Annotated in this window: 15 protein-coding genes; 1 reads left to right on the top strand and 14 read right to left on the bottom strand. The window is 36.5% G+C overall.

The window, feature by feature from the left end; all coding sequences use genetic code 11:
- Positions 1-22: 22 nt before the first annotated feature.
- From KTJ72_RS00200 to hisS, 7 genes are all read right to left on the bottom strand, one after another.
- Positions 23-928 (bottom strand): deoxyribonuclease IV, encoded by a 906-nt coding sequence (locus tag KTJ72_RS00200; protein ID WP_217303855.1) that lies wholly within the window; start codon positions 926-928, stop codon positions 23-25.
- Positions 918-2132, bottom strand: a complete 1215-nt coding sequence (locus tag KTJ72_RS00195; protein WP_430385409.1) for a CDP-glycerol glycerophosphotransferase family protein — start codon at positions 2130-2132, stop codon at positions 918-920. Before KTJ72_RS00195 ends, KTJ72_RS00200 begins: the two co-directional genes overlap by 11 nt.
- A 38-nt stretch (positions 2133-2170) precedes the next feature.
- Positions 2171-2980, bottom strand: a complete 810-nt coding sequence (locus KTJ72_RS00190; protein ID WP_041152336.1) for an ABC transporter permease — start codon at positions 2978-2980, stop codon at positions 2171-2173.
- A gap of 16 nt (positions 2981-2996) precedes the next feature.
- Positions 2997-4163 carry a CDP-glycerol glycerophosphotransferase family protein gene (locus tag KTJ72_RS00185; protein WP_181399588.1) on the bottom strand — a complete coding sequence of 389 codons (1167 nt, stop codon included), beginning with the start codon at positions 4161-4163 and terminating at the stop codon, positions 2997-2999.
- Between the two features lie 65 nt (positions 4164-4228).
- Entirely contained in the window at positions 4229-5107 is an 879-nt protein-coding gene (locus tag KTJ72_RS00180) for a YitT family protein (RefSeq protein ID WP_217303938.1), read from the bottom strand.
- Positions 5108-5197: 90 nt separating this feature from the next.
- Entirely contained in the window at positions 5198-6979 is a 1782-nt protein-coding gene (gene aspS / locus KTJ72_RS00175; protein ID WP_217303854.1) for an aspartate--tRNA ligase, read from the bottom strand.
- Positions 6980-7002: 23 nt separating this feature from the next.
- The gene (gene hisS / locus KTJ72_RS00170) at positions 7003-8292 is read right to left on the bottom strand and encodes a histidine--tRNA ligase (protein WP_034531636.1); all 1290 of its coding nucleotides are present in this window, start codon (positions 8290-8292) and stop codon (positions 7003-7005) included.
- Positions 8293-8640: 348 nt separating this feature from the next.
- On the opposite strand from hisS, the gene KTJ72_RS00165 reads away from it, so the two are divergent.
- Positions 8641-9489: a fructosamine kinase family protein gene (locus tag KTJ72_RS00165; protein ID WP_217303853.1), complete on the top strand. Its 849-nt coding sequence runs from the start codon at positions 8641-8643 to the stop codon at positions 9487-9489.
- Here KTJ72_RS00165 and KTJ72_RS00160 read toward each other — a convergent pair.
- The 7 genes from KTJ72_RS00160 to KTJ72_RS00130 form a co-directional block, all read right to left on the bottom strand.
- Positions 9486-10115, bottom strand: a complete 630-nt coding sequence (locus KTJ72_RS00160; RefSeq protein WP_217303852.1) for an HAD-IA family hydrolase — start codon at positions 10113-10115, stop codon at positions 9486-9488. The two genes, KTJ72_RS00165 and KTJ72_RS00160, sit on opposite strands and share 4 nt — an antisense overlap.
- A gap of 42 nt (positions 10116-10157) precedes the next feature.
- Positions 10158-10604, bottom strand: coding sequence for a D-aminoacyl-tRNA deacylase (dtd, locus tag KTJ72_RS00155; RefSeq protein ID WP_217303851.1), 447 nt, complete (start codon positions 10602-10604; stop codon positions 10158-10160).
- A gap of 10 nt (positions 10605-10614) precedes the next feature.
- The gene (locus tag KTJ72_RS00150) at positions 10615-12843 is read right to left on the bottom strand and encodes a RelA/SpoT family protein (protein ID WP_217303850.1); all 2229 of its coding nucleotides are present in this window, start codon (positions 12841-12843) and stop codon (positions 10615-10617) included.
- A 43-nt stretch (positions 12844-12886) separates the two neighbouring features.
- Positions 12887-13630: an RsmE family RNA methyltransferase gene (locus KTJ72_RS00145; RefSeq protein ID WP_034531646.1), complete on the bottom strand. Its 744-nt coding sequence runs from the start codon at positions 13628-13630 to the stop codon at positions 12887-12889.
- Positions 13631-14515, bottom strand: coding sequence for a 50S ribosomal protein L11 methyltransferase (gene prmA, locus KTJ72_RS00140; RefSeq protein WP_217303849.1), 885 nt, complete (start codon positions 14513-14515; stop codon positions 13631-13633).
- Positions 14516-14590: 75 nt separating this feature from the next.
- Entirely contained in the window at positions 14591-14920 is a 330-nt protein-coding gene (locus tag KTJ72_RS00135) for a hypothetical protein (protein ID WP_034531650.1), read from the bottom strand.
- Between the two features lie 177 nt (positions 14921-15097).
- Positions 15098-15838 carry a DUF6198 family protein gene (locus tag KTJ72_RS00130; RefSeq protein ID WP_053792770.1) on the bottom strand — a complete coding sequence of 247 codons (741 nt, stop codon included), beginning with the start codon at positions 15836-15838 and terminating at the stop codon, positions 15098-15100.
- Between the last annotated feature and the right edge of the window lie 55 nt (positions 15839-15893).

The following is a 15893-nucleotide window of genomic DNA, read 5'->3' as shown; positions in this document are numbered from 1 at the left end:
AAAGAGCTTAACAGCTCTTTTTTTATTGGTTTAAAATATCATCCATCAAATTGTTATTGAATTGTTGTTCTTTTAACATTTTAACTTCGAAGTAATGTGGAGACAACTTCTTCTTAGTTCCTTCAACAGCAACAGCCGGTGTTTCCATAATCTTTGGAACATCAACTAATGATTCGTGGTGAGCAATGTAGTTCAAAGCATCGAACCCGATTGTTCCCAAACCAATAATTTCGTGTCTATCTTTGTGACTACCGAAATCATTCTTAGAATCATTTAAATGAACAACCTTTAATCGATCTAAACCAATTACGTGGTCGAATTCATTTAGGACGCCATCAAAGTCTTCTTTAACGTTGTAACCTGCATCATTAGTATGACAAGTGTCGAAAGTAACGGATACTTTATCGTTATCCTTAACACCATCAATGATTTGAGCAATTTCTTCAAAGGTACGTCCAACTTCTGTTCCCTTACCTGCCATGGTTTCCAAAGCGATTTGAACCTTTTGATCCGGTTCAATGACTTCGTTTAAACCTTTGGCAATTTGAGCAATTGCTTTATCTGCACCTTCACCAACATGAGAACCAGGATGTAACACAATTTGTGTTGCACCAATGGCTTCAGCACGTTTAACTTCTTCGTGTAAGAAATCAACGCCAAACTTAAAGTTTTGTGGCTTGGTAATATTTCCTAAATTAATGATGTATGGAGCATGAACAACGGTTTCCAAAATACCATGTTCCTTCATGTATTGCTTGCCGTCTTCGGCTCTTAATTCATCAATTGGCTTTCTTCTGGTGTTTTGAGGAGCACCAGTGTAAACCATAAATGCATTTTCACCATAGCTGTCAGCTTCTTTAGCAGAACCCAAAAACATGGTTGAGCCATTCATGCTAACGTGAGATCCGATTAAAAACTTACTTGTCATTACTAATCATCCTCATTTCATCAACAAATTTTTCTGAAGAGTCTGCAGATTCCCATCCACAATACTTTTCATAGAATTCTTCATACTTCTTGTCGTAATCAGAATACTTCTTTTCCTTGTTAAATGCATCAATTTGCTTGTAAAAGTCGTCTTCATCTTCAACAACAGGTCCAGGTAATTCTGTTCTGTAGTCAAAGTAGAAACCACGAATATCGTCTTCATAATGTTTTAAATCATATGCATAGAACAACATTGGTCGTTTCAAGTTAGCATAGTCAAACATTACTGATGAGTAGTCTGTGATTAATAAATCTGACATTAGGTATAAATCACTGATGTCTTCTTCAACCATGATGTAAACACGGTCTTCAAAGCCCCTAATATCAATGAAATCTTTTACAAGGTAATGTGGTCTGATAATTAATACAGTGTTGTCATCAACTTGTTCAAAGAAAATCTTTAAACTAAATGGCAATTCAAAGTTGTAAACACCCTTACGTTTGTAATTATCATCACGCCAAGTTGGTGCGTAGGTGATTACGTTTAAATCATCTCTACCAAGGTATTTTTTCTTAAGTCTACTAATGTTATCTTGGTTGTCACCATAGTATAAGACGTCATTTCTTGGGTATCCGATATCTAAGAAATGGTTGTTAAAATCAAATGCTCTAGCAAAGATATCCTTAGAGTATTGATTTGGTGCAATCAAGTAATCCCAACGATGGGCTTCATTAGTAAAGTTTTGCTTGTACTTTTCAGTATTAGTACCAGGCATCATAACATTTTCGATATCAGTACCTAGCTTTTTCAAAGGAGTCCCATGCCATGTTTGCATGTATACAGTCCCCTTATTCTTGTTCCACCATTTTGGTGTTCTAGAATTAAATACCCAGAAGTTAGCTCTGGCCATTACCCATACCCATTTAGGCATGAACTTTCTGACCATCTTAATATCAGGATATAATTCCTTGAAAGTCTTATATTGAGCTTTTCTGACAGTAAAGTATGCTTTTGTCTTATCTTCTGGATACTTTTCAATCCATTTTTCATAGATAGCTGCCGGATTATCATTGATATCCTTACCCTGGAAACTTTCAAAAACAACTAAATTCTTCTTTACTGGCAAAGTAATCAAAACATTATTAATCAAGATCAATACTCGACGAATCGACTTCTTAATAAATCTAATTACTTTTTTCTTCAATTTCATCATACGACAATTTCAATCCTTTTAACTTTTAACTAAATGTAATCCACGAAACGAGCTCTGAACTTGTAGTGTAGATGTGATCCAACCAATAGGAAGAATAGTACTGTTAGCCAGAAGATTAACATCAACATTGGTTTTTGCCAGAACCAATCTTCACCTAACATTGACTCTCTAAATCCAGAAACAATGTAGAAGAATGGGTTCAATTGTAAGAATCTTACAAAGAATGCTGGGAAAGCATTTGTTTCAAAGTTAAATAGAACTCCAGACATGTAGAACAGTACTCTCATGATTGATTGTAAGAAGATACGATAATCACGAACAAGAATTGTAACAGTTGAGTTGAAGATACCGAATGCTAATAGCCAGCAAATCATTGCAAAGAAGTAGTATAGCCATTGAATCCAGTATAGGTTAGGTAGTACTCCACCCTTTAGGTAACCTAAGATAATTGAACATGCTAGCATAGCCCAGAATGAACTTAAGTTAGTTAGAATCTTGATTGATGGTAGAACACTAACTGGGAACTTCATTTTTGAAACCATGCCAACTTGTTGGTAGATACTCTTTGAAGCATCTAAAGTAACACTGTTCATGTAGAACCATGGTGTAATACCGATAACCATCCAAGTTAGGTAATCAACACTTCCAGATGTACCCTTCTTCAAACCAACACCGAATACTAACCAGTAAATTAAGATTTGAATAATTGGGTATAGGTATGCCCAAACAATACCTAGATAATGACTTTGATAGTCTGACTTATCTTGGTACTTTGAGACTCTAAACATTATTGGTAAATTTTGAATTTGCTCTTTGATTAATGTAATGACTTCCTTCAAGTCGATCACACTTCCTTTACTTTAAAGTTTTAATATATCTGTCGATTACTCGACTTGTTGCAAAACCATCATTGTACTTGTTCCAATGGTGATTGAAATTGGTAAAATCTGTTTGTTTATCTTCACTAATTGCTTTTCTTAAATCATCCAAGGATGTAATTGGGTTTGTAGGCAACCAATTCAATAAATCATCTTGAATCCCTGGATTTTGTTTATATTGGTCTAAATCAAACATAAAGAACAATAGAGAATGCGCATTAGGCAATAGTGAATAATCAAAAGCAACTGATGAATAGTCAGTTACCAAGGTATCAGTTACAGCCAACAAATCTGTGGTTGATAATTGATTTGAAAACATCACGTTTGGACTCTTTGATTCCTTTTGCAATTTTTCTTCTAAGTCCTTTAGAAGTGGATGTAGTTTTACAACTACCATCGCATTAGGATCATTTGATAAAGCCTTAATAACACCCTTAGGTGGATTAAATGACCTTCCCTCATCACGATATGTTGGTGCGTATAAAATTACTCGTTTACCCTTCAATTGGGGAGCAAAACTATAAACACGTCTTCTCGCAATCTTTTGCCATTTTTCCTTAAATAATCTATCAGATCTTGGATAACCAATCATCTTCATTTTATCAAAGGAAACATGATAACTGTTCTCAAATACATGTCCCATTGTTTCGGAAGCAACCACGTATTCATCAAAGCTGTTATAAACCTTTTGAAAACGACGTTTGTCAGAGGCACTTCTATCTTTAGTAGAAGCATCTTCCCAACCGAACTTCTTAATTGCCCCGTTGGCATGCCATAATTGAACAACTTTTAAATCCTTAGGATGGGCAATGCCACCCATGAACGGAAAGTAATTATCACAAAAGATAACATTACTTGCCATTATCTTTGGAATTAAATCAAATATTAGTTTGAAGCCGTCCTTAAATAAGACAGTCTTAATTCCATAAGCAGCTAAATCAGTCGCAGCTGCTTCGCTTGATGATTCATAATATACATATAGCCTTTTATTTTTTGGTAATCGACGAGCCATCGATTTAATTAATCCAAGATTATTATCAAAGCTCATTATGTAAATTACATTCTCTTTTTTTCTGAAATAAAATAGTAAAGATACTATCTTAATTAAAAATATATACATAACCTTCAAAACAGATCCCACCATATTTAAAAACTATCACACAATCCAGTATTATATCACACTTAATGTATAAAAATTATTACATTTAACTATTCAACCTTGTGTTCATAGAAATGCCCCATAATAGTAGATGCTTCAGTCACACTTGCAAATGCATGTTCATCTGATTCATCTAAAGCTTCCTGTAACTCGGATAGTTCATATCTTGAAATGGTCGTAAATAGAATTGTTTTTTCATCATGCTTATATGCACCCTCAGCACCATGAATGATGGTAATTCCGCGTGGAATGTGGTTTTGAATACTATCAATCACCGTCTTTGGATGATCGGTTACAACCAATACCTGCATTCTTTGTTGACGGGTGTAGGCAAAGTCGATTGCCTTAGCGTTTACCACGATACCAATTGCTGAGTAGAATGCATATGGCCATCCATACGTAAATCCAGCTGCGGTAATAATGAAGATATTAAAAGCGATATTAATCGTTCCAATACTCCTCCCCGTCTTTCTTCTGATAACGATTCCTAAAATGTCCAATCCACCTGTAGAAATCTCGTTTTTTAAACTCATCCCCGTTCCAAAACCATTAACCACACCACCGAAGATGGCACAAATCATTGGGTCATTGGTTAAATACACCGGATGCAATGCCTTAATCATAAAACTGGCTAGAAAGACAGTTAAGATGGTAAAACAAGTAAATTGATGACCAATTTGTTTCCAGGCCAGTATAAAAAATGGAATATTTAATACAAATAAACCAATCGAAGGAGAAATGGAGAATGGTAAAAATCTCCCTGATAAAGTATTAATCAACTGTGATAAACCAGTAAATCCAGATGAGTAGATTTTACCTGGTGTCCAGAAAAAATTCATGGCAATTGATACCATGATTCCGTACATAAAAGCAGTTGATGCTTTCGCTAAGTATTGATGTCGTCTTAAAATCCTTTGAACATCGTCCATAAGTTTCATAACCTCTCATTTAATATGAAAATAGTATAACATAAATAAGGATTAAAAAAAGACTTCCCTAATGGAAGTCTTTCTTTATTATTAAGCTTCTGGTTCGTCTTCAGCTTCTAGTCCTAAGTCATCTAATTGTTTCTTAGAAACAGGTGATGGAGCGTTAGTCATTGGTTCAGTAGCCTTTGAATTCTTAGGGAATGCAATAACATCTCTAATGTTTTCTGTTTGTGCTAATAATCTAGCAAAACGGTCTAAACCAATAGCTAAACCACCATGAGGTGGGAAACCGTAGTCTAAGGCGTCTAAGAAGTAACCAAATTGTTCTTGGGCACTTTCTCTAGTGAAACCTAAGGCTTTTAGCATCTTTAATTGTAGTTCCTTAGTATGGATACGGATTGATCCACCACCAAGTTCTAGACCATTCAAGATAATGTCGTAACTTTGAGCGTGAGCCTTGTGAGGATCTTCACCGTCGTTTAGGTAATGTTCATCACCTTCATTAGGCATTGTAAATGGATGATGAGCTGGAACCCATCTGTCGATACCTTCGTCGTAGTCGAATAATGGCCAGTCAACAACCCATAGGAAGTCAAAGACGTCTGAAGGAATCATATCTTGTTCCTTAGCGATTGCACATCTTAGGTAACCTAATGTGTCAGCAACAACCTTGTCTCTGTCGGCAGCGAATAGTAATAAGTCCCCTGCCTTAGCTTCAGTAGCTGCAAGCATTTGATCAACAACACTTTCGTCATCAAAGAACTTAGCAATTGGACCAGTTAAACCTTCGTCGGTAACCTTCATCCAAGCAAGACCCTTGGCACCGAATCTTTCTACGTATTCGGCATACTTGTCGATGTCTTTTCTTGAGTACTTGTCAGCACCACCAGGAACGGCGATTGCTTTTACCTTACCACCGTTTTCAATTGCGCCACTAAATACCTTGAAGTTAACATCTTTAACGATGTCTGATAGATCCTTTAGTTCCATACCAAATCTAACATCTGGTTGGTCGGTACCAAAACGATCCATTGATTCTTGCCAAGTAATGCGCTTGAATGGAGCCTTGATATCGATGTTTAAAGTATCCTTCATTACCTTAACGATTAAACCTTCAGTTAGGTCTTGGATATCTTCAGCATTTAAGAATGAAGTTTCCATATCGATTTGGGTAAATTCTGGTTGTCTGTCACCACGTAAGTCTTCATCACGGAAGCAACGAGCAATTTGGTAGTAACGGTCAAAGCCTGAACCCATCAATAATTGCTTAAATAGTTGTGGTGATTGTGGTAGTGCATAGAATGAACCATGGTAAAGTCTTGAAGGAACAAGATAATCACGAGCACCTTCTGGAGTTGAAACTGTTAAGTTAGGAGTTTCAATGTCTACAAAACCATTGTTGTTGAAGTATTCGTGAACTGCTTGAGTAATCTTACTTCTTAAGATAATTCCACGTTGTACTTCTGGACGTCTTAAGTCTAAGTATCTGTACTTCAACTTAGTTTCTTCTGAAGCTGTGATGTTGTCCTTAATATCAAATGGAGGGTTTTCAGACTTGTTTAAGATTTTTACTTCAGAAACAGCAATTTCAATCTTACCAGTGTTAATGTCTGGGTTAACTTCCTTTTCACTTCTGGCAACTACAGTTCCCTTTACTTCGATTACATATTCATTTCTTAATTGATCAGCGATTGACAATGCATCAGCACTGTTCTTGTCACTAAATACTAGTTGGACAATTCCCTTACGGTCTCTTAAGTCTACAAAGATTAATTTACCTAAGTCACGACGTTTGGCAACCCATCCGTCTAAGCATACTTCTTGGTTTAAGTAGCTTTCGTCTACTAAACCACAATAAGTTGTTCGGTTCATAATATCTCTCCTAATCTTATTTTCTATTTAAAGTTCTTTGAAATTAATTCTGCAAAGTTATCTTTTACTTCATTAATATCTACAGTAACTTCGTTTCCATCAGCCATGTTCTTAACATGAATGGTGTTTGATTCTAGTTCTTTGTCACCTAGAGTTAAGGTGAACTTAGCATCTAGCTTATCGGCACTCTTGAATTGTGCCTTTGGTTTACGTGCTAGGTAATCTTTATCAGCCTTAAAGTCTTGCTTTCTTAGTGCTTGAACAACCTTAAGTGCTTCAACACTAGCATCATCACCAATTCCAACTACATAAGCGTCTAAACCAAATGTATCTGGGAATTGGAATTTCTTTGAATCCATAAGTAGAAGTAATCTTTCTACCCCTAGACCAAATCCAACACCTGGCATTTGAGGACCACCTAGTTCTTCAACTAAGCCATCGTATCTACCACCGGCACAAATTGTAGTGTAGCCTTCACCTAATTCCTTAGCGTTAGCCATGATTTCAAAGATTGTGTGGTTGTAGTAGTCCAATCCACGAACCATAGTGTGATCAACATCATACTTGATGCCTAAGTCATCCAATAGTCTAGTTACCTTATCGAAATGCTTTTGAGCATCATCTGTTAGGTAATCTAGAATTGAAGGAGCACCATCTACAATTAGTTGGTCTTCTGGTGCTTTACTATCTAGCACACGAAGTGGGTTCTTGTGTAGACGTTCCTTTGAATCATCACTTAGTTCTTCAAAGTGTGGTTCCAAGTAGTCAATCAATGCTTGACGGTAATCAGCACGAGTTTGCTTATCACCTAAAGTGTTAATGGCCACTCTCAAGTCATCAATTCCTAGATTTTGTAAGTAGTTAACGGCCATTGAAATAACTTCAACATCTAATTCTGGTGATTCACTACCGAATGCTTCAACACCGATTTGGTGGAATTGACGTTGACGACCAGATTGAGGACGTTCGTATCTAAACATAGGTCCCATGTAGTACATCTTAACTGGCTTAGGTGTGTCTGGACCGTATAGTTTATTTTCAACAAACGCTCTAACTACCCCAGCAGTTCCTTCTGGTCTTAATGTAATATGACGATCTCCCTTATCGTGAAAGTCGTACATTTCTTTTGTAACAATATCTGAAGTTTCTCCTGATGTTCTTGAGAAAACATCGAAGCTTTCAAACATTGGTGTTCTTATTTCTTGATAACGATAAGCCGCAAACAACTTTCTAGCTGTTTCTTCAACAAATTGCCATTTTTCTGAAGTTCCTGGCAAAATATCTGCGGTTCCTTTTGGACGTTGATATCGCATGATAATCCCTCCGCAAACTTTAATAACTGAATAAAAAAAGCCCCTGTCTAAATAAAATCATTTAGACAAGGGCGCAAAAGCACGGTACCACCTTTTTTTAACTCTTATGTAACGTATAATTACGAATGGCTTAGCCATTAGCCTCAAAAGTGTCTTTCCAGGATTTCTTTCGTCGTTATTTCACCAAACTAACGCTCTCTTATACCTAAGAAAATTCCGTACTCTTCTTTTTTCATCAGCGAGTATTCTATTCATGTTTTAGATTAATGTAATTTACTTAAAAAGTCAAGAACTCACATGTTTTGCTTCATTCTAAATCCATTGTAAAATGGAATAGAGGTGATATATATGAAGCAATTAACACAAGAATGGCTTGAACAATTACCAATTAAAAATGTAACTAAACTGACCCCTGTTTCAGGTGGTGATATCAATGATTCATATGAAATCATTGCTGATAATCAAAAATACTTTATGAAAGTCCAACCCAATAAAGGAAAGAAATTCTTCGAACACGAAGTCGAAGGAATCAAACTTATTGGTCAATACGCAACCGTACCAACCATTATTGACTATGGTGAAATTGATGGCGATGGCTTTCTAATTCAAAAATGGATGAACCTATCACCATTTGGTAATCAATATCAATTAGGACAAATGTTAGCCAACGTTCACAAGCACCACAATGACCGTTTTGGTCTAGACAAGGACTTTAAGTTAGGTCGTGTGCCAAAGATAAATACTTGGCAAGATAATTGGACTGACTTCTTTATCAAACAACGTTTGAATCCTTTAATGGATATGGCGGTTAAAAAACGTGAAATTTCCAAAGATGATTTAACCCACTTCGATAACCTAAAGGAAGCCTTCAAAAAGGATATGGATAGCCATCATAGCGATGCATCCCTTCTTCACGGTGACCTATGGAGTGGGAACTTCTCATTTCTAGAAGACGGCAAGCCAATCTTGATTGACCCGGATGTCTACTACGGTGACCGTGAATTCGACATTGGTGTGACTACCGTATTTGGTGGTTTCAATGCCGACTTCTACGAAGGATACAATGACACCTATCCACTAGACACCGGATGGAAGAGAAGAATTCAATACTATCAATTCTTCTATCTACTTGCCCACTACGTCATGTTTGGTGGCGGCTATGGACTAGAAGTAAAGAGTATTCTTAGTCAATACTAGTCATTACGATGTAAGAAATCATAATAGTTGTTGATTGTCATTTCAGGGTTTCCAGTGGAATTAATCATTCCATCTGGATCAAATAAGCAGGCTTTGATTCCGGCATTATGAGCGGCATCAACATCTAGCTTTCTGTCACCCATGAACATGCAATCGTCACGATTAATATCATTATTTTTAATTAAATAATTAACAGCTTCTGGATCAGGTTTTCTCTTGAAAGCCTGATTTTTTGTTACCATTTCGGTGAAGTAATCTTTTAAACCGGCATCTTCCAACATTGCAATGGCGTCATCATCACGGTGAGTTAGTAAAAAGTTTCTCCCGCCATCGTCGACATTTTGCGCTAATACCTTATCTACATTCATAAATATGTTGGCATCTTTGACATTTTGTTTTTCGTATTGGCGATACTTATCATTAATTGTGTCGGCATCAATATTGAAATGAGCAGCGTACTTTTGCACGCATGTTGCTAACGAGTGGCGACGCATCACCTGATTGATTTCATAATCATCAATCTCAAACTCATCAATTCTCATATCAACTAAGGCATCAATAAACGCATCAACCATAATTGGATATGTATCCATAATCGTTCCATCAAAATCCCAAATTAAATCCATGTCTTTCTCCCCTAATTAAAAAAGAGCTTTCACAAGCTCTTTTTATTTGTTTTCTGTATCAAAAATAATTGTAAACGGACCATCATTTTGCAAATCTACTTGCATGTCTGCGCCAAAACGTCCAGTTTCAACGTGATTACCAGCATCCCTTAATGCTTGATTAAACTGGTCATACATATCTGATGCAAAATCAGGTTTTCCCGCCTTGGTGAATGAAGGACGGTTTCCCTTCTTGGTATCAGCATACAAAGTAAATTGTGATACTGATAAGATTTCACCATTAATTGATTGTAAACTCAAGTTAGTCTTACCATCTTCGTCAGCGAAAATGCGTAAGTTACTAATCTTTCGCACTAAGTAATCAATATCGTCTTTGGTGTCGCCATCTTTAATACCAACTAATAGCAAGTAACCTTGGTTAATTTTACCAACTCGTTCGTTATCAATTGTTACACTCGCATGACTGACTCTTTGAAGTACAACTCGCATAATTAGCTCCTTACATAAATGGTCTTTTTACTACGTAAACATCAGGAATATTCTTCAAGTGGTCAATAATCATATCCAATTGTTCTAGATTACGAACCCCTACCTTCAATGAAATAACGGCAGTCTTATCGTGATCTACTTTTCCTTCAATTGAATTGATTTGTTTGCAAATGGTGCTGACCTTCTTGATAACATCGTTCAACAAGTTATTGCGGTTGTATCCTTGTACTTCGATGTTTGCACTGAATGAAGCGTGATTATCTGAAGCAATGTTCCAAGTAACACTTACCAAACGTTCGTCATTATCGTTAATGTTTGGACAGTCCTTACGGTGAACAGATACCCCACGTCCTTTGGTGATGTATCCGACCACTTCATCGCCTGGAACAGGTGAACAACAGTGACTCAAACGAACTAATAGGTTGTCGACTCCTTCGATTACAATTCCATCTGAAGGTTTCTTATTCTTATTAGTCTTGTTAACTTCATCGGTTGTCTTTTCGATTGTTTGGTGGTTTTCCAAAATATCTTTTTGTTGTTGTTCAATTCTCTTCTTTTCAGCTTCATCTCTGATGCTGGCGGTTAGGATGTTAACAATTCCGTTTGGTTGTTTATTACCAAAACCGATTTCAGCAAACATATCGTTAACTTGATTGTAATATGTGCCCTTGATTGCATCTTCAAGATGTTCTTTGGTCATGATTTCATTAACATCATAACCGGCATCCTTAACGGCCTTGGTCAAGATTTCTCTTCCGGCGTTAACGTTCTTTTCACGATCACGTGTCTTGAAATATTGACGAATCTTGTGTTTAGCACGGCTTGTTGATACAAGACTAATCCAGTCTTGGCTAGGACCAGCAGAGCTAGAAGATGTCATGATTTCAACAATGTCACCGGTTTGGATTTGGTAATCCAATGGTTCGATTTTACTGTTAACACGAGACCCAACGGTATGATTACCAATATCGGTATGAATTAGGTATGCCATATCAAGTGGTCCGGCACCCTTTGGTAATTCCAACACATCTCCTTGAGGAGTGAATGCATATACGTGGTCCCCGAATAGGTCACCTTTTACGCCGTCCATAAAGTCAGAGGCGCTATCGGTATCTTCTTGTAGTTCAATAATGCGCTTAAACCAGTTCAAACGGTTATTGTCTGAAGATTCCTTAACTTCATCTGTAGCTCCTTCTTTGTAAGCCCAGTGAGCAGCAACCCCATACTCAGCGATTTGATGCATTTCCTTAGTTCTGATTTGAACTTCCAATGGACGTCCACCAGGTCCAACAACAGTCGTATGCAAGGATTGGTACATATTAGCCTTAGGCATTGCAATGTAGTCCTTAAAACGACCGGGCATTGGTGACCACTTGGTATGAATAGCACCTAAAACTGCATAACAGTCCTTAATGGAATCAACAATACATCTAACGGCCAAGAGGTCATAGATTTGTTCGAATTGCTTCTTTTTAATGACCATCTTGTGGTAAACGGAATATAAGTGCTTTGGTCTACCGTAGACTTCCACATTCTTAAGTCCCATTTGTTTAACCTGTTGGTTAACCTCTTTAACGGCTTCGTTAATGTATGAAACACGTTCGTCTCGCTTAGAGTTCATTAAGTGAACAATGCGGTAGTATTGTTGTGGGTTAAGGTATCTAAGTGAGATATCTTCTAATTCCCACTTAATTGTCCCAATCCCCAAACGATCAGCAAGTGGTGCGTAGATTTCCAATGTTTCATTAGAAATACGACGTTGCTTTTCTGGTTTTAAATGCTTTAGGGTACGCATGTTATGCAAACGGTCAGCCAATTTAACAATCATGACACGAATATCCTTACACATTGCTAACAATAGCTTACGGTGGTTTTCGGCCAATTGTTCTTGGTTAGACTTGTACTTAATCTTACCAAGCTTGGTAACACCGTCTACGATTAGTTCGATATCGTTTCCGAATAGTTCAGCGATATCAGATAATTCTGCTCCGGTATCTTCAACAACATCGTGCAATAGGCCCGCACTAACGGTTTCTGGGTCCATTTTTAATGTTGCTAAAATACTAGCTACTTGAATTGGATGAACAATATAAGGTTCTCCGGATTGTCTAAATTGGTCTTTATGACAAATTGACGCAAATTCGTATGCTTTTTTAACAATTCCTACATGTTGTTCATTCATGTAACTGGAAATTTCTTTAAATAAGTCTTCTTTAGACCAAATCTTATGTTCAGACATTTCCAAAACCTTCTTCCAATCATTTATTTTCTATATTCTATCATTAATTTAATGAGTTTAATTCCATATGAACTGATAAAGCTGATAAAAAGTAAAATGGTGCTGTTTCAGTTCTTAAAATTCTAGGACCTAATCCACAAGTCAAATATCCCATTGATTGTAAAGTTTCAACTTCCTTAGGAGATATGCCTCCTTCAGGTCCAAAGAACATTGCGACACTTTCACCCGGTTTGGTCTGATCTAGTGTCTTAATTAAATCAGATTTTTCACCATGCTTAGCTGATTCTTCGTAAGCAATTAAACGATGATCAAAATCATAGTTAGCTAATTCCTTGATTGAATTAATATATTCAACTTCTGGAATCACATTTCGGTGTGATTGTTCAGCAGCACTTCTAGCGATTTTTCTAAAACGTTGTAACTTCTTTTCTGCTTTATTGTTCCATTTAGCAATGGCCCAATCTGTTGGGGTAAAGATAATCTTTTTTACCCCTAACTCGGTGGCTTTTTGGACCACTAATTCGGCCTTTTCCTTCTTTGGCAAACCGCAAATGATAACAGCATCAGCCGGTAGTTCAACATCCTTATCAGATGCTTCCACAACTTTAGCTAGATTATTTTCATTGTCGGTTAATTCGGCAACAAAAAGTTGGTGATTTCCATCAACGATTTCGAAACGATTTCCCTCTGTGGAACGTAAAACACCCATAAAGTGATGAGCGATATCAGCACTAACCTCAAATTCAGTATCATTACTCAATATTTGGTCTGTAAAGTAGTGTTGCATCTATTCATCATCCCTTCTTAAATGAGCTGTAATCCCGCACCAATCACCTAACATTGATACTTGATCAATTACGAAATCGTTGTCCTTAAGTGTTTGATTGGTAATATCTAGTTTTTCCTTAATAATACCGGAAATGATAATTTGTCCGCCAGGATTTAGATTATTAACTGCTTGTGGAATTAATGGTAATACCGCTTCTGGAAGCATGTTCGCAAAAATGATATCTACCTTTTTAGTAATGCCATCTAGCAAACTGTTCTTACCAACCTTAATATCGTCAGCAAAGCCATTTAAGGCAACGTTTTGTTTGGCAGATGTAACGGCATCGTCATCATAGTCATAGGCTTCAATATCGGAAGCACCTAATAGTTTGGCACCAATACTTAAGACCCCAGAACCAGTTCCAATATCTAGAATGCTTTGACCTTCTCTAATGATGTTTTCAATTGCTTGAAGACATAAAACAGTGGTTGGATGTACCCCAGTACCAAAAGCCTTCTTTGGATCTAGTTTAATTACCAATTCATCATCTGATTCTTTCTTATAATCTTCCCATACTGGCGAGATTGTTAAGAACTTGGTAATACGTTTTGCATGGTAGTACTTTTCCCATTCAGTGTTCCACTTGTCATCATTTAAGTCCTTGGTAACAACCTTACCCATTCCTGGATTTAGTCCAAAACTCTTTAATTGATCCACTCTTTCTTGGATTGCTGGCACCTTTGATTTAATGTCAAAGTCTTCTGGAAAATATGAGTTAATTCTCAATACTCCGTCGTCTCTTGAATCTAATTCCACACCTAGAGATCCAAATTCCATCAAGATATTAATAACTGCATCTTGAGATTCATCATTTGTTAATACTGATATTTCAGTCCATTCCATTTCAAACACCCCTGTTAACTTTTACAAAAAAGGTGCATCCCTCTTATAGGACACACCCCCGATTAATTTAGCGTACTATTTAGATTCTGTCTTTTCTTTTTCTTGAATCTTTAGCTGCTTAAGTTTTTCCTCATGTTGTTGCAAGTGAGATTCCAAATAAAGCATCAATGAATTTTCATCCTTAAAAATTCGTGGATGTTTTTGTTTATGAAGTCTTAAATCAATTTCATTAATTTTTTGTCTACCTGTCCATTTGTGACCGTATCTGATGATCAAACGGTTATCTAAATGTTTCTTTCCGAATCTAAACACGTAAACGTTATCTGGAGTAAGCAATGGTCTAATGTAAGTCTTTTTGTAGTAGTATCCATTATCTCTTAAAAACTTTTTAGTTCGATTAAGCATTGTTTGTACACCTCCATTTTTAATATTTTGCAATTGCTTTTTAATAAAGCATAATCTGTCCATAAATCATTCTATATAAATTTTATATTAAGTTTGCTAAATTGTCTACCTATATTAGACATAAATAAAAACGCCAAATGTCTGTTGTTTACACAGAAATTAGGCGTTTAAGATTTATTATTTTACTTCTCCAACATCAAGAGCTTGATGCTTTAGCTTGGTAAAGACATGCTTATCAGCGATCCCTGTGATTCCTCCTTGGAAGAAGAATGCGAACAAGGTTCCTAATCCAAAGTTATTGAATTGGTGAGTAATTACAATAGCGATAATTGCCATGATAGTTGGTGGAATGTATGAGAACCACATTGCCTTTGAGGCATTTCCATCACAGTATTTAAATCTTAAAATTTGCATTAAATCATCAGCAGGATGTAGCGCAATGTTAACTCTTTGGTAAATTGAAATTGCGATTGCAATAAATGAAACACCAACGAAGTTAAGTAATACGTATGCTAATGTCATTCCAATTCCGTGTGCTTCTGGTAACCAGTTACTTACAACACCGTTGAAATAGTTAATCAATAATGAGAATGGTCCTAAGAAAGCAGCGTTACCAATAACTCTGCTCCAGCTCCATTTTCCAACTAGAATTGAGTTAAGAACTGTAATTAACATTCCTAGTCCAAAGAATGCCCAGAATAAAACCCATTTACCATCACCTAAAACGGCGTATCCTAGGTTGTTTTCAGCAGCTGTCCAGTATGCTGATCCTAGAAATGATGGATGAATTTTGGCACTAGTTACTAGTGTTAAAACATTCCCCAATGAGTTAATAACTAGTGAGATTAAAAAGTAAATAATAGAGCTTGTCCAAGAAATGGTTCTTTTTGACTTAGTAGCACTTGCACTAATTTGCATGATAGAAATACCCCTTACCTGTAAATTTTAATATTATTTTTTAATTGTGAAAAAT

Origin of the sequence: Apilactobacillus waqarii, assembly GCF_019061205.1 — a bacterium.
Lineage (GTDB): Bacteria > Bacillota > Bacilli > Lactobacillales > Lactobacillaceae > Apilactobacillus > Apilactobacillus waqarii.
Note: the sequence above shows the minus strand (reverse complement) of the source record. Positions and strands in the feature narration are given on the sequence as shown.

Coding starts and splice junctions, on each gene's coding strand:
- KTJ72_RS00130 (WP_053792770.1), bottom strand. CDS start 15,838: ATGCAAATTAGTGCAAGTGCTACTAAGTCAAAAAGAACCATTTCTTGG.
- KTJ72_RS00180 (WP_217303938.1), bottom strand. CDS start 5,107: ATGGACGATGTTCAAAGGATTTTAAGACGACATCAATACTTAGCGAAA.
- KTJ72_RS00135 (WP_034531650.1), bottom strand. CDS start 14,920: ATGCTTAATCGAACTAAAAAGTTTTTAAGAGATAATGGATACTACTAC.
- hisS (WP_034531636.1), bottom strand. CDS start 8,292: ATGCGATATCAACGTCCAAAAGGAACCGCAGATATTTTGCCAGGAACT.
- aspS (WP_217303854.1), bottom strand. CDS start 6,979: ATGAACCGAACAACTTATTGTGGTTTAGTAGACGAAAGCTACTTAAAC.
- KTJ72_RS00165 (WP_217303853.1), top strand. CDS start 8,641: ATGAAGCAATTAACACAAGAATGGCTTGAACAATTACCAATTAAAAAT.
- KTJ72_RS00185 (WP_181399588.1), bottom strand. CDS start 4,163: ATGGTGGGATCTGTTTTGAAGGTTATGTATATATTTTTAATTAAGATA.
- KTJ72_RS00150 (WP_217303850.1), bottom strand. CDS start 12,843: ATGTCTGAACATAAGATTTGGTCTAAAGAAGACTTATTTAAAGAAATT.
- KTJ72_RS00145 (WP_034531646.1), bottom strand. CDS start 13,630: ATGCAACACTACTTTACAGACCAAATATTGAGTAATGATACTGAATTT.
- dtd (WP_217303851.1), bottom strand. CDS start 10,604: ATGCGAGTTGTACTTCAAAGAGTCAGTCATGCGAGTGTAACAATTGAT.
- prmA (WP_217303849.1), bottom strand. CDS start 14,515: ATGGAATGGACTGAAATATCAGTATTAACAAATGATGAATCTCAAGAT.
- KTJ72_RS00160 (WP_217303852.1), bottom strand. CDS start 10,115: ATGGATTTAATTTGGGATTTTGATGGAACGATTATGGATACATATCCA.
- KTJ72_RS00200 (WP_217303855.1), bottom strand. CDS start 928: ATGACAAGTAAGTTTTTAATCGGATCTCACGTTAGCATGAATGGCTCA.